Genomic DNA, 12,175 nt, shown 5'->3' with positions numbered 1-12,175 from the left:
GGCTGAAGAGGTCCAGTGATCAGGCGATCAAGGCTCAGTAGGCGCCGTTCACGTTGTCCATCGAGCCGTACCGGTCGGCGGCGTAGTTGGCCGCGGCCGTGATGTTGGCGACGGGGTCGTAGATGTTCGTGGAGGTGCCCTCGACGTGGTACGCGTCGAACGTCGGCTTGATGACCTGGAGCAGGCCGATCGACGGGGTGCCGTTGATGGCGTTGATGTCCCAGCCGTTGACGGCCTGCGGGTTGCCCGCGGACTCACGGATGATGTTGCGGTGCAGACCCTCGTAGGAACCGGGGATGCCCTTGGCCTTCATGATGTCCAGGGACTGGCGGATCCAGCCGTCGAGGTTGTTGGCGTAGACGGGCTTGCGGGCGGCGGCGCGGCTGGCGGCCTCCTTCGCCTTCCGCTCGTCCTCGGCCTTCTTCTTCGCGGCGGCCTCGTCGGCGGCCTTCTTGTCGGCGGCGGCCTTCGCGGCCGCGTCCTTCGCCTGCTGCGAGGCGTTGGACTGCTGCTTGGTGACGCTGGCGTGGACCGCCTGCTGCGTGCCGGCGGACGCGGCGAACGCGACGGGGGAGACGTCGCCGGCGGCCTGGGTGGTGGCCTCGGAGCTGCCCGGCACGAGGGAGAAGGCGAGGGCGGCGGCGCCGAGCGTGGCGACTCCGGCGATCGAGAACTTCTGGGCCCTGGTCACCGGGGACGGACTATGGCCAGGAAAAATGTGCTTGGACATGCGAGATGGACCTCTTCGAATAGCGGAGGTCGCTCTGGTCCGGCGGGGACAGGTTGCTTGCTTCTCCGGCACAAACGCCGCGGTGGTCAGGACCGCGGCGCCGAGCGACGGGAGCAATTCTTAGCGGGCGCAAAATTCTGTGGCAAAGAAGTGACGTACGATCCCGGGTAGTGGATCAGGGGGTCCGCACATGGCCCACGGAACCCCCTACCCCGCTTCCGTCAAGGGAACTCCCATCAACTAGGGACCCTCGTACGTGATGTGCGTCCTATGCGCGGGCTCACATCGGTCACGTAACGGTCTCACCAGGAGTTGCCCCAGCAACGCTCTCAGTGAGGGGCCTCCTCCGGGAGGATGAGGTGCACGTCGCCGAACTCGTGCCACAGGTAGAGACGGCGTACCGCCTCCGCATAAGCCCGCTCGATCGCCGCCCGTCCCGCGACCGCCTCCAGCATCAGCAGATGCGACGCCGCCGGCTCGTGCAGCCCGGTCAGCAGCCCGTCCACCACGCGCACGCCACGCTCCGGGGTCACCACCAGTTCCGTCCGGCCGGCCGCCGCTCGCACCACGCCGTCCGGCCCCGCGGCCGACTCCACCGCCCGCACCGCCGTCGTACCGACCGCGATGATCCGGCCGCTCGCCGCCCGCGCGGCGTTGATCAGCCGCGCCGACGTCTCGGGCACCTCGAAGAGCTCCGGATACGGCGGCTCGTGCGCCTCCTGCGAGGCCACCCCGGTGTGCAGGACGACCGGCGCGAACTGCACGCCCCTGCTCACCAGCTCCGCCACCATCGCCGCCGTGAACGGCCGCCCCGCGCTCGGCATCTCCGCGCTGCCCGCCCCGTCCGCCGACGGCAGCGCGAACACCGTCTGGTACGCGGAGAGCGGCTGGTCCTTCTCCGTATAGGAGTAACGAATGGGACGCCCGTGCCGCCGCAGCAGCTCCGGCACGTCGGCCGACACCCGCGCCCACCACAGCCGCGGACTGCCCGCCACCATCGGCTCCTCATATACAAGGCGTACGCCGCCGGGCAGCCGCACGACCGAACCGGCCGGACCACCGCCACGCGCGCGCGTGGTGCCCTCCCCGTCCGGATCGCGCAGCTCGACCGCCCACCGCCCGTCCGCGCCCCGCGTGGAGAAGTGCACCACCACGCGCGCGTGCCCGAGCCTGCCGTCCACCGCGGCGGCCAGCGTCCGCGAGGTGTTGACCACGAGCAGGTCCCCGGCCCGCAGCACCGCGGGCAGCTCCGAAAAGGCGTGGTGCGCGACGTCGGTGCCCCGGGTGACGAGCAGCCGCACCGCGTCCCTGCCCAGGCCGGGGCCGCGCTGCTCGGCCGGCACCCGGGCGACGAGCGCGTCCGGCACCCGCGACGGCAGGCCGAGGACGCTCATCGCGCACCCGCGAGCACCGCGGACGCCGTGTACCGGCCGCTGGCGGGCCGCTCCGCCAGGATCCGCAGGAAGGCCGGCACCACCTCCTCCGGAAGCGGGCGCCCCGAGGGATCGTCCACCGGCACCGCCGCCTGGTAGAGATCCGTCCGCATGTCGCCCGGATCCACCGCCCACACCCGCACCCCGGGCTCCTCCGCGGCGAGCACCGCGGAGAGGTGATCCAGGGCCGCCTTCGACGCCCCGTACCCGCCCCAGGTCTCGTACGCCTCCACGGCCGCGTCGGAGCTGACGTTGAGCACGGCGCCCTCCGACTCCCGCAGCAGCGGCAGCGCCTCCTGCACCAGCCCGAGGGCGGCCACCACATTCGTCTCCAGCGCCGTCCGGAGCCCGTCGAGCCCCAGCCCGTCCAGTCGTACGAGAGGCTCCGCGCCCAGCGCGCTGGCGTTGTTCACCAGCAGGTCGAGGCCGCCGAGGCGGCGTGCCGCGGCGACCAGCTCCGCGCGGTGCGCCGGATCGGTGACGTCCCCCGCCAGTGCCTCCACGCGCGTGCCGGACCCGCCGAGCTCCCGCGCCGTCGCCGCGAGGACCCCCGCGCTCCTCGCGTCGAGCACGAGATCCCAGCCGGACCGCGCCAGGGCCCCGCCCAGCGCGCGCCCCAGCCCCTTCGAAGCCCCCGTGATGATCGCTACCGGCATGACATCCATCCCCTCAGGTCGTCCGGCGCACCTCCTGGGTGCCACCGGGGGACCCACCGTAGGAACGGCGGCGCCCCGGCCACCTCGTACGGGAGCCGCAACCGCGCGGGGCCCTTTGCCCTAGTCCCGGACCATGGGCCTAGGCCCTGCGCCCTAGGAGGCGGCCTCCACAGGTCGGATACGCACTGTCACACCCCGCCGGTACGGTGTGACCATGAGTCAAGGACCCCGATCAGGGCTGACCGCGGTGAGCTCCGCGCTCCTCGCCATGAGCAGACACCTGGAGGTGCGCGACGTCCTCAAGACGATCGTCGCCTCGGCCCGGGACCTGCTCGACGCCGAGTACGCCGCGCTCGGGGTCCCCGACGACCACGGGGGATTCGCCCAGTTCGTCGTCGACGGCGTCAGCGACGACCAGTGGAAGGCCATCGGCCCCCTGCCCCGGCAGCACGGCATCCTCGCCTCGATGCTCCAGAAGGGCGAGACGGTCCGCCTCGGCGACGTCCGGGAGGACCCCCGCTTCGAGGGCTGGCCCTCCGCGCACCCGGAGATGAGCGACTTCCTCGGCGTGCCCATCCACTCCGACGGCGAGACGCTCGGCGCGATCTTCCTGGCCAACAAGAACTGCCCCAAGCCGCAAGGCGGTTGCGGCTTCACCGAGGACGACGCGGAGCTCCTCTCCATCCTCGCCCAGCACGCCGCCATCGCCCTCACCAACGCCCGCCTGTACGAGCGCAGTCGTGAGCTGACCATCGCCGAGGAGCGCTCGCGCCTCGCCCACGAACTGCACGACGCCGTCAGCCAGAAGCTCTTCTCGCTGCGCCTGACGGCACAGGCCGCGGCGGCCCTGGTGGACCGCGACCCGTCCCGGGCCAAGGGCGAACTGCAGCAGGTGGCGGTGCTGGCGGCCGAGGCCGCGGACGAACTGCGCGCGGCCGTCGTGGAGTTGCGCCCCGCCGCCCTCGACGAGGACGGCCTGGTCGCCACCTTGCGCACCCACACACAGGTGCTGCACCGCGCGCACTCCGCACAGGTCACCTTCGAGAGCCACGGCGTGCGGGCGCTGCCCGCGGCCCAGGAGGAGGCCATGCTGCGGGTCGCCCAGGAGGCCCTGCACAACGCCCTGCGCCACTCCGGCGCGGAGCGCGTCACGGTCGCCCTGGACAAGCACGGTGCCGGCGCGGTCCTGCGCGTCACCGACGACGGCGCGGGCTTCGACCCGAAGGGCATACGCCGTGCGGGACGGCACTTGGGCCTGGTCTCCATGCGGGACCGGGCGAGCGGCGTCGGCGGACGGCTGACGGTGGAATCGGAGCCCGGCAAGGGCACCACGATCGAGATGGAGGTCCCCGGTGGCTGACGCGGCGCACAACGCGAAGACCGGGATCCGGGTGCTGCTGGTCGACGACCACCAGGTCGTCCGCCGCGGCCTGCGCACGTTCCTGGAGATCCAGGAGGACATCGACGTCGTCGGCGAGGCGTCGGACGGGGCCGAAGGAGTGGCGCAGGCCGAGGAGTTGCGGCCGGACGTCGTCCTGATGGACGTCAAGATGCCCGGCATGGACGGCGTGGAGGCGCTGCGCAAGCTCCGCGAGCTGGGCAACCCCGCGCGCGTGCTCATCGTCACCAGCTTCACCGAGCAGCGCACGGTGGTCCCGGCCCTGCGCGCCGGCGCCGCGGGGTACGTCTACAAGGACGTGGACCCCGACGCCCTCGCCGGTGCCATCCGCTCCGTCCACGCGGGCCACGTCCTGCTGCAGCCCGAGGTGGCCGGCGCGCTGCTCTCCCAGGAGGAGACGGGCAACGGCCACGGCAGGGGCGGTTCGCTCACCGAGCGCGAGCGCGAGGTCCTCGGCCTCATCGCCGACGGCCGCTCCAACCGCGAGATCGCCCGCGCCCTCGTCCTCTCCGAGAAGACCGTCAAGACCCACGTGTCGAACATCCTGATGAAGCTGGACCTGGCCGACCGCACCCAGGCCGCCCTCTGGGCCGTACGGCATGGCGTGACGGGCTGATCAGACCGTCGAAGGCCCCCGGTGACCTCTCATCGGGGGCCTGAAGCGGACCGTCGCCTTCCGGTCTGAGATTCATACCGTCGTGTAGATGTCCCCCGATTGGCGTATCCATCGCGACGGGTGGCCGTTCTCCTTGCGTGCTGCGACGGCTGGTCGCAGCTTCCGTCCAGGAGGATCGTAGAAGTGAAGAACCTGAAGAAGGCCGCCGCCGTCACGATGGTCGCCGGTGGCCTGGTCGCGGCCGGCGCGGGCATGGCCTCCGCCCACGGTGGCGCGCACGCCGACGGTGTCGCCAAGAACTCTCCCGGCGTCGTCTCCGGCAACCTGGTCCAGGCCCCGGTCCACATCCCGGTGAACGCCTGCGGCAACACCGTCACCGTCATCGGCGCCCTGAACCCGACGTTCGGGAACGTCTGCGAGAACGTCTGATCGCACCCCGCGACGAACCGGCCGCGCCCAGGCGGCCGGATCCGCGGCCGGCCGGCTCCGCGCCGCATCCCGCGCGGGGCCGGCCCCGATCTCCGCACCCCCAGCGCGCCGCACACCCTTCTGACCCCGCAGCCGGGGTCGCCCATGTCATCAGGAGGAGCACTTCCCATGAACAGCATCGCCAAGAAGGCCGCCCTGGCCGTCGTCGCCGCCGGACTCGCCGCGGGCGCCTCCGCCGGAGCGGCGTCCGCCACCTCGGACGCCCAGGCCAACGGCGCTGCCACGAAGTCGCCGGGTGTCGGCTCCGGCAACCTCGTCCAGGTGCCGGTGCACGTCCCGGTCAACGTCACCGGCAACAGCGTGAACGTCATCGGCCTGCTGAACCCCGCGTTCGGCGACGCGACCGTGAACCACTGAGCCACGGCCCCACCCCCGGGCCCCGCGGACCCTGTCCCGCGGGGCCCGTAGCCGTTCCGGCCGTCCTCAGCGCCCCCCGCGCTCACGCTCCTCCACATACGCGTTGAACGCCGCCACCTGCGCCCGGCGCGCGGTCCGCTCCACCGGGCGCAGCGCCGCACCCCGCGCGGCCATCTCCGACGCGCTCACCGCCCCGCCGTGCCCGTTCTCGTATGCCAGCGAGATCAGCAGACCCACCCGCTGCGCCAGCTCCAACACCCGCACCGCGCGCGGCGGATAGCCCGGCGCGAGCACCTCACGGCCCCGCTCGGCCCGCGCCCGGTACGCGTCGAGCGCCGCCTCCGCCACCGGACCGGAGCCCGCGACATCGAGCCGGGACAGCACCTCCGTCGCCTCCCGCAGCGCCTCCGCGAGCTCACGCTCCGCCTCGCCGAGGGAGGGCACATCCGCGGGCGGCGCCTCACGTACGGGCAGGCAGTGCCAGACGACCTCCACGTGTACGTCGCCGTCGGGCCCCGCCTCGTACACCTCGGGCACGAGCCCGTAGGGCGCGCCGAACCCGACGACGGCCTCCTCGGCCTCCAGGGCGCGCGCGTTGAACTCGGCGGGGCCGCTCAGCCCGAGCGGATGCCCCGGCGCGGGCAGCGCCACCCGCAGGCCGGCCACCCCCAGCGAGCGCAGCCGGCCCATCGCGAGCGTGAGCCCGACCGGGCCCGACTCGCCGGGCAGTCCTTCGACCCGGTGCAGGGCGTCCTCGCCGACCATCGCGAGGACCGCGTCATCCGGAGAAACAAGTCCGGCCAAAAGGGCATTTCCCCATGCGGCCAGACGTCCTGAGCGTGGTTCCGAGAGCATGCCCACAGCCTAAGGACCGGGCTCGCGACAGGAACGCTCGGCCGGTGGCGTAGGTTTTATCCGGGGGCCGCGTCCACCGACGCGAGCGACGACCGAGACTGCAATGGGAGACAGCGCGCTCATGAGCGATGTACTGGAGCTTGAGGACGTATCTGTGGTCCGCGAGGGCCGGGCTCTGGTGGACCAGGTCTCCTGGTCGGTGAAGGAGGGGGAGCGCTGGGTCATCCTCGGCCCCAACGGCGCCGGCAAGACCACCCTCCTCAACGTCGCCTCCAGCTACCTCTTCCCGAGCACCGGCACCGCCACCGTCCTCGGCGAGACCCTCGGCAAGCCCGGCACCGACGTCTTCGAGCTCCGCCCGCGCATCGGCGTCGCCGGCATCGCGATGGCCGAGAAGCTGCCCAAGCGCCAGACCGTCCTGCAGACGGTCCTCACCGCCGCGTACGGCATGACCGCCGGCTGGCGCGAGAACTACGAGGAGATGGACGAGCAGCGCGCCCGCGCCTTCCTCGACCGCCTCGGCATGAGCGACTACCTGGACCGCAAATTCGGCACCCTCTCCGAGGGCGAGCGCAAGCGCACCCTGATCGCCCGCGCCCTGATGACCGACCCCGAGCTGCTGCTCCTCGACGAGCCCGCCGCAGGCCTCGACCTCGGCGGCCGCGAGGACCTCGTGCGCCGCCTCGGCCGCCTCGCCAGGGACCCGATCGCCCCCTCGATGATCATGGTCACGCACCACGTCGAGGAGATCGCCCCCGGCTTCACGCACGTCCTCATGATCCGGCAGGGCAAGGTCCTCGCCGCGGGCCCGCTGGAGCTGGAACTCACCTCCCGCAACCTCTCCCTCTGCTTCGGTCTCCCGCTCGTCGTCGAGCAGAAGAACGACCGCTGGACCGCCACCGGCCTCCCGCTCGGCTGATCGGAGCCCTGTCCCCGAGGGGACCGGCGGTCCTACCATGACCATGTGGACATCGACGCATGGGTGTGGTGGCTGATCGGGGCGGCCGCGCTCGGAATCCCGCTCGTACTGACCGCCATGCCCGAGCTCGGCATGCTCGCCGTGGGAGCCGTCGCCGCCGCCGTCACGGCGGGCCTCGGCGGCGGCACGGTGATGCAGGTCGTGGTCTTCGCCGCGGTCTCCGTCGCACTCATCGGTGTCGTACGGCCCGTCGCGGCGAGACACCGCACCCAGCGCCCCGAACTGGCCACCGGAGTCGACGCGTTGAAGGGCAGGACGGCCGTCGTCCTCGAACGGGTCGACGGCTCGGGCGGCCGCATCAAGCTCGCCGGCGAGATCTGGTCCGCCCGCGCGCTCGACACCGGTCACGCCTTCGAGGCCGGCCAGGAAGTGGACGTCGTCGAGATCGACGGAGCGACCGCCGTCGTCATGTGAATGCCCTACGGGCGGTACGGGGTTCTGACAGACTCGACCAGCAAGATCTTTGAGATCCCGCGGACACACGCCGAGGCATGAAGGGTACGGGGAGCCACGATGGAACCAATCATCATCGTCCTGATCATTCTGGTGGTGCTTGTCTTCATCGCCCTGATCAAGACCATCCAGGTCATCCCACAGGCGAGCGCCGCCATCGTCGAACGGTTCGGCCGCTACACCCGCACGCTGAACGCCGGACTGAACATCGTCGTCCCGTTCATCGACTCGATCCGCAACCGCATCGACCTCCGCGAACAGGTCGTGCCCTTCCCGCCCCAGCCCGTGATCACCCAGGACAACCTGGTGGTCAACATCGACACCGTCATCTACTACCAGGTGACCGACGCACGGGCCGCGACGTACGAGGTCGCCAGCTACATCCAGGCGATCGAACAGCTCACCGTCACCACCCTGCGCAACATCATCGGCGGCATGGACCTGGAGCGGACCCTCACCTCCCGCGAGGAGATCAACGCGGCCCTGCGCGGCGTCCTCGACGAGGCCACCGGCAAGTGGGGCATCCGCGTCAACCGCGTCGAGCTCAAGGCCATCGAGCCGCCGACCTCCATCCAGGACTCGATGGAGAAGCAGATGCGCGCCGACCGCGACAAGCGCGCCGCCATCCTCCAGGCCGAAGGTGTCCGGCAGTCCGAGATCCTCCGCGCCGAGGGCGAGAAGCAGTCCGCGATCCTGCGCGCCGAAGGTGAGGCCAAGGCCGCCGCGCTGCGCGCCGAGGGCGAGGCCCAGGCGATCCGCACCGTCTTCGAGTCCATCCACGCCGGCGACCCGGACCAGAAGCTGCTCTCCTACCAGTACCTCCAGATGCTCCCGAAGATCGCCGAGGGCGACGCCAACAAGCTCTGGATCGTGCCCAGCGAGATCGGCGACGCGCTCAAGGGCCTGGGCGGCGCCCTCGGCAACTTCAACCCGATGGGCGGCGGTTCGGGCGGCGGCACCCCGAGCGCCCCTTCCGGCAAGGAGCGCCGCGAGCAGCCGCGCATCGACTGACGCGCATCGACTGACGCGCCCCTTCGGGGGCGCGCGTCAGGCCGCGGGCTGAGCCAGCCAGTCGGGCAGCGAGGCCAGTTCGTCCCGCCCGAGCGCCAGGAGCATCGCGTCCGCAGGCGTCGGCTCGAAGGGCTGGCGCAGCAGCGGCATCCCCGCCTCCTCCGGAGTCCGGTTCGCCTTGCGGTGATTGTCCAGGGCGCAGGAAGCCACCGTGTTCAGCCAGGAGTCGGCACCGCCCTGCGAACGCGGGACCACGTGGTCGACCGTCGTCGCGCGCCTGCCGCAGTACGCGCACCGGTGCCGGTCGCGGACAAGCACACCGCGCCGCGACCATGGCGCCTGTCTTCGGAACGGCACCCGCACGTATCTGCAGAGCCTGATCACCCGCGGCACCGGTATGTCGATCGCCGCCGCGCGCACCCGGAGCCCGGGGTGGGCGTGCTCGACCACGGCCTTGTCCTGGAGCACCAGAACGACGGCCCGGTTGAGCGACACCGTCGAGAGCGGCTCGAAGCTCGCGTTCAGCACCAGCGTGTCCCGCATCAACCTGCCCACCTCCCGTACGCACCGGCCCACCGCCTGGCGGGCTTGGATCAACTCTGGCCGGGCACGCCGAGATGGACAACGCAATAAAAAATGCCCGCCCCCGATCACTTCCATGACCGGGGGCGGGCAAACAATCGGTGAACGCTCGGTTCCGTACGCTCAGTCCTCTTTGTACGCTCAGTCCTCCGCGGGGGCGGCGTACTCGGCGATCACCTGCGCACGCGCGAGCGTGTGGAACCGGAGGTTGAAGCCGACGAACGCGGGAGCAGCGTCCGAGTCCGGCCCCAGCTTCTCCTGGTCCACCGCGTACACGGTGAACACATAGCGGTGCGCCCGGTCGCCCGGCGGCGGCGCCGCGCCACCGAAGTCCTTCGTACCGAAGTCGTTGCGCACCTGCACGGCGCCCTCGGGGAGCCCCTCGAACTTGCCGCTGCCCGCACCGCCCGGCAGCTCGGTCACCGAGGCCGGGATGTCGAAGACGGTCCAGTGCCAGAACCCGCTGCCCGTCGGGGCATCCGGGTCGAAGCACGTCACGGCGAAGCTCTTGGTCTCCGGCGGGAAGCCCTCCCACCGCAGCTGCGGCGAGGTGTTTCCGGCCGCGTGGACCTGAGCGTCCTTGAGGACCGCACCCGGCTCGAAGTCCTCGCTCACGACCGTGAACGACGGCACGGGCGGGTGGAAGTCATGGGGAAGCGGCGGCCTCTTGAGCTCGGTCACGTAGGCACCTCCTGGTTGATTGCTGGACCTCGCTGATCCTCTCCGAGCCTAGAACCAGTTGCGCTTGCTGCCGACCTGGGACAGCCACTCGTTCAGGTACGCCGCCCAGTCCGTGCCCTGGAAGTCGTTCAGCCCCACCTTGAACGAACGGAAGGAGTCGCTGCCCTCGCTGAACAGACCCGGCTTCTTGTCCATCTCCAGGACGACGTCCATCTCACGGTCGTCGGCGACGAAGCTCAGCTCGACCTGGTTGAGACCGCGGTACTGCTGCGGCGGGAAGAACTCGATCTCCTGGTAGAACGGCAGCTTCTGCCGCGTACCGCGGATGTGACCGCGCTCCATGTCGGCGCTCTTGAAGCGGAAGCCCAGCTGGATGAAGGCGTCCAGGATGGCCTGCTGCGCCGGCAGCGGGTGCACGTTGATCGGGTCGAGGTCGCTCGAGTCCACGGCGCGCGCGATCTCCAGCTCGGTGGTCACACCGATGTTCATGCCGCGCAGCTGCTGCCCGTCGATGCTCGTGACCGGGGTCTCCCACGGGATCTCCAGGCTGAACGGCACGGCGTGCACCTGCTGGGCCTGCAGGGTGAAGGCGCCACCGAGCCGCACCTTGATGAACTCGATGTCCTGCTTGGTCTCCTGGTCGTTCCCCTCGACCTCGACCCGCGCCTGGAGACCGACGGAGAGCGCCTCGATCTGCTGCTCCACCGAGCCGCCCTGGATGCGCACCTCACCCTGGACGACGCCGCCCGGGACCACGTTGACCTCGGTCAGCACGGTCTCGACCGAGGCGCCGCCGGCACCCAGACTCGCGAGCAGCTTCTTGAACCCCATGACTCTCCTCCCCAGGCCGCCGCCTGTGGTTCGTCTCGACTTGAATCCTTGATCGGTACAAACGCGAGGGGACCGCGGCCGGTTCCGCGCCGTCACCCCTACGACCGGGCGGCCCGAAGGCCACCCGCGTTCCGAGACCACCTGTACTACGCTCGTACGGCATGATCGTGGCCCCTGACCGTACGCCCCTGACGCGAGACTTCTTCGACCGCCCTGTCCTGGAGGTCGCGCCGGACCTGCTCGGCCGAATCCTCGTACGAGACTCGGCGGAAGGTCCGATCGAAGTCCGCCTGACAGAGGTGGAGGCCTACGCCGGAGAGGTCGACCCCGGCTCCCACGCGTTCCGTGGCCGCACCGCCCGCAACGACGTGATGTTCGGACCGCCCGGACACATGTACGTCTACTTCACCTACGGCATGTGGCACTGCATGAACCTGGTGTGCGGCCCCGAGGGCAAGGCGAGCGCCGTCCTGCTGCGTGCGGGAGAGGTGACGCAGGGCGCGGACCTGGCCCGCACCCGTCGACTCTCGGCCCGTAACGACAAGGAACTGGCCAAAGGCCCGGCCCGCCTTGCCACCGCCCTCGACGTGGACCGACGGCTCGACGGCAGCGACGTCTGCGGCGACCCGGACTCTCCCTTCACCGTCCTTGCGGGCACCCCTCCCCGCCCCGACCAGGTCATGAGCGGCCCGCGCACCGGAGTCTCGGGGGAGGGAGGCGTCCACCCGTGGCGCTTCTGGACGGCCAACGACCCTACGGTGAGCCCTTATCGGGCCCATACGCCCCGGCGCCGCCGAACTTGACGCGTCCAGGGGGCATCCGTAATGTAGTCCGAGCCGCTGAGCCGGGTACGACAATCTGTCGGAAGCCGGAGGCGGCCAACCACTACTACACGACTTCCCCTTGGCGGGGTCCTATTCGGCGTGCCCGCATGCCCGAATTCGAACTCGCGGAACTCGATTATGAGTTGCGGAGGGAATCCGCTAAAGTAGTGGACACGCCGAAAGGCAGCCGAAAGGCAAAGGCCCTCCAACGGCCACCGGAAATGAAATCCGAACCGGGAACGGAACGGAAAACGGATCTGGTAAGGTTGGAAACACGAA

At 70.8% G+C, this 12,175-nt stretch carries 15 protein-coding genes; 8 read left to right on the top strand and 7 right to left on the bottom strand.

Translation table 11 applies throughout. The features are described from left to right. Positions 1 to 34: 34 nt before the first annotated feature. The 3 genes from ACZ7DY_RS30605 to ACZ7DY_RS30595 form a co-directional block, all read right to left on the bottom strand. Complete coding sequence (locus ACZ7DY_RS30605) at positions 35 to 730, bottom strand: transglycosylase SLT domain-containing protein (protein ID WP_471140972.1); 696 nt, start codon at positions 728 to 730, stop codon at positions 35 to 37. A 329-nt stretch (positions 731 to 1,059) separates the two neighbouring features. Further along, positions 1,060 to 2,124, bottom strand: coding sequence for an S-adenosylmethionine:tRNA ribosyltransferase-isomerase (locus ACZ7DY_RS30600; protein ID WP_471140969.1), 1,065 nt, complete (start codon positions 2,122 to 2,124; stop codon positions 1,060 to 1,062). Further along, entirely contained in the window at positions 2,121 to 2,819 is a 699-nt protein-coding gene (locus ACZ7DY_RS30595) for an SDR family NAD(P)-dependent oxidoreductase (protein WP_471140964.1), read from the bottom strand. Before ACZ7DY_RS30595 ends, ACZ7DY_RS30600 begins: the two co-directional genes overlap by 4 nt. A gap of 214 nt (positions 2,820 to 3,033) precedes the next feature. Here ACZ7DY_RS30595 and ACZ7DY_RS30590 point away from each other — a divergent pair, with 214 nt between their 5' ends. From ACZ7DY_RS30590 to ACZ7DY_RS30575, 4 genes are all read left to right on the top strand, one after another. Further along, entirely contained in the window at positions 3,034 to 4,179 is a 1,146-nt protein-coding gene (locus tag ACZ7DY_RS30590; protein WP_471140962.1) for a GAF domain-containing sensor histidine kinase, read from the top strand. Next, the gene (locus ACZ7DY_RS30585; protein WP_471140959.1) at positions 4,172 to 4,834 is read left to right on the top strand and encodes a response regulator; all 663 of its coding nucleotides are present in this window, start codon (positions 4,172 to 4,174) and stop codon (positions 4,832 to 4,834) included. Before ACZ7DY_RS30590 ends, ACZ7DY_RS30585 begins: the two co-directional genes overlap by 8 nt. A gap of 183 nt (positions 4,835 to 5,017) precedes the next feature. Beyond that, on the top strand, positions 5,018 to 5,263 hold the full coding sequence (locus ACZ7DY_RS30580) for a chaplin (RefSeq protein ID WP_471140957.1): 246 nt from the start codon (positions 5,018 to 5,020) through the stop codon (positions 5,261 to 5,263). A gap of 168 nt (positions 5,264 to 5,431) precedes the next feature. Then, on the top strand, positions 5,432 to 5,680 hold the full coding sequence (locus ACZ7DY_RS30575; protein ID WP_471140955.1) for a chaplin: 249 nt from the start codon (positions 5,432 to 5,434) through the stop codon (positions 5,678 to 5,680). Positions 5,681 to 5,746: 66 nt separating this feature from the next. On the opposite strand, the gene ACZ7DY_RS30570 is transcribed toward ACZ7DY_RS30575, so the two are convergent. Further along, positions 5,747 to 6,535 carry a hypothetical protein gene (locus tag ACZ7DY_RS30570; RefSeq protein WP_471140953.1) on the bottom strand — a complete coding sequence of 263 codons (789 nt, stop codon included), beginning with the start codon at positions 6,533 to 6,535 and terminating at the stop codon, positions 5,747 to 5,749. Between the two features lie 121 nt (positions 6,536 to 6,656). Here ACZ7DY_RS30570 and ACZ7DY_RS30565 point away from each other — a divergent pair, with 121 nt between their 5' ends. The 3 genes from ACZ7DY_RS30565 (at position 6,657) to ACZ7DY_RS30555 (ending at position 8,978) form a co-directional block, all read left to right on the top strand. After that, positions 6,657 to 7,454, top strand: a complete 798-nt coding sequence (locus ACZ7DY_RS30565; RefSeq protein WP_471140952.1) for an ABC transporter ATP-binding protein — start codon at positions 6,657 to 6,659, stop codon at positions 7,452 to 7,454. A 45-nt stretch (positions 7,455 to 7,499) separates the two neighbouring features. Beyond that, the gene (locus tag ACZ7DY_RS30560; protein ID WP_471140951.1) at positions 7,500 to 7,928 is read left to right on the top strand and encodes an NfeD family protein; all 429 of its coding nucleotides are present in this window, start codon (positions 7,500 to 7,502) and stop codon (positions 7,926 to 7,928) included. Between the two features lie 99 nt (positions 7,929 to 8,027). After that, positions 8,028 to 8,978, top strand: a complete 951-nt coding sequence (locus tag ACZ7DY_RS30555; protein ID WP_471140948.1) for an SPFH domain-containing protein — start codon at positions 8,028 to 8,030, stop codon at positions 8,976 to 8,978. Between the two features lie 36 nt (positions 8,979 to 9,014). Here the strand turns inward: ACZ7DY_RS30555 and ACZ7DY_RS30550 are convergent, their stop codons facing one another. From ACZ7DY_RS30550 to ACZ7DY_RS30540, 3 genes are all read right to left on the bottom strand, one after another. After that, positions 9,015 to 9,521: an HNH endonuclease gene (locus ACZ7DY_RS30550; protein WP_471140946.1), complete on the bottom strand. Its 507-nt coding sequence runs from the start codon at positions 9,519 to 9,521 to the stop codon at positions 9,015 to 9,017. 180 nt (positions 9,522 to 9,701) lie between these two features. Further along, positions 9,702 to 10,241 (bottom strand): YbhB/YbcL family Raf kinase inhibitor-like protein, encoded by a 540-nt coding sequence (locus ACZ7DY_RS30545; protein ID WP_471140944.1) that lies wholly within the window; start codon positions 10,239 to 10,241, stop codon positions 9,702 to 9,704. Between the two features lie 48 nt (positions 10,242 to 10,289). Then, positions 10,290 to 11,072 carry a sporulation protein gene (locus tag ACZ7DY_RS30540; RefSeq protein ID WP_471140941.1) on the bottom strand — a complete coding sequence of 261 codons (783 nt, stop codon included), beginning with the start codon at positions 11,070 to 11,072 and terminating at the stop codon, positions 10,290 to 10,292. A gap of 161 nt (positions 11,073 to 11,233) precedes the next feature. Here ACZ7DY_RS30540 and ACZ7DY_RS30535 point away from each other — a divergent pair, with 161 nt between their 5' ends. Next, the gene (locus ACZ7DY_RS30535) at positions 11,234 to 11,875 is read left to right on the top strand and encodes a DNA-3-methyladenine glycosylase (protein WP_471140938.1); all 642 of its coding nucleotides are present in this window, start codon (positions 11,234 to 11,236) and stop codon (positions 11,873 to 11,875) included. The last annotated feature ends 300 nt before the right edge of the window (positions 11,876 to 12,175 follow it).

It is taken from the genome of Streptomyces sp. NPDC037013, assembly GCF_055607265.1.
Note: the sequence above shows the minus strand (reverse complement) of the source record. Positions and strands in the feature narration are given on the sequence as shown.

Coding starts and splice junctions, on each gene's coding strand:
- ACZ7DY_RS30605 (WP_471140972.1), bottom strand. CDS start 730: ATGTCCAAGCACATTTTTCCTGGCCATAGTCCGTCCCCGGTGACCAGG.
- ACZ7DY_RS30600 (WP_471140969.1), bottom strand. CDS start 2,124: ATGAGCGTCCTCGGCCTGCCGTCGCGGGTGCCGGACGCGCTCGTCGCC.
- ACZ7DY_RS30595 (WP_471140964.1), bottom strand. CDS start 2,819: ATGCCGGTAGCGATCATCACGGGGGCTTCGAAGGGGCTGGGGCGCGCG.
- ACZ7DY_RS30590 (WP_471140962.1), top strand. CDS start 3,034: ATGAGTCAAGGACCCCGATCAGGGCTGACCGCGGTGAGCTCCGCGCTC.
- ACZ7DY_RS30575 (WP_471140955.1), top strand. CDS start 5,432: ATGAACAGCATCGCCAAGAAGGCCGCCCTGGCCGTCGTCGCCGCCGGA.
- ACZ7DY_RS30570 (WP_471140953.1), bottom strand. CDS start 6,535: ATGCTCTCGGAACCACGCTCAGGACGTCTGGCCGCATGGGGAAATGCC.
- ACZ7DY_RS30565 (WP_471140952.1), top strand. CDS start 6,657: ATGAGCGATGTACTGGAGCTTGAGGACGTATCTGTGGTCCGCGAGGGC.
- ACZ7DY_RS30555 (WP_471140948.1), top strand. CDS start 8,028: ATGGAACCAATCATCATCGTCCTGATCATTCTGGTGGTGCTTGTCTTC.
- ACZ7DY_RS30550 (WP_471140946.1), bottom strand. CDS start 9,521: ATGCGGGACACGCTGGTGCTGAACGCGAGCTTCGAGCCGCTCTCGACG.
- ACZ7DY_RS30540 (WP_471140941.1), bottom strand. CDS start 11,072: ATGGGGTTCAAGAAGCTGCTCGCGAGTCTGGGTGCCGGCGGCGCCTCG.
- ACZ7DY_RS30535 (WP_471140938.1), top strand. CDS start 11,234: ATGATCGTGGCCCCTGACCGTACGCCCCTGACGCGAGACTTCTTCGAC.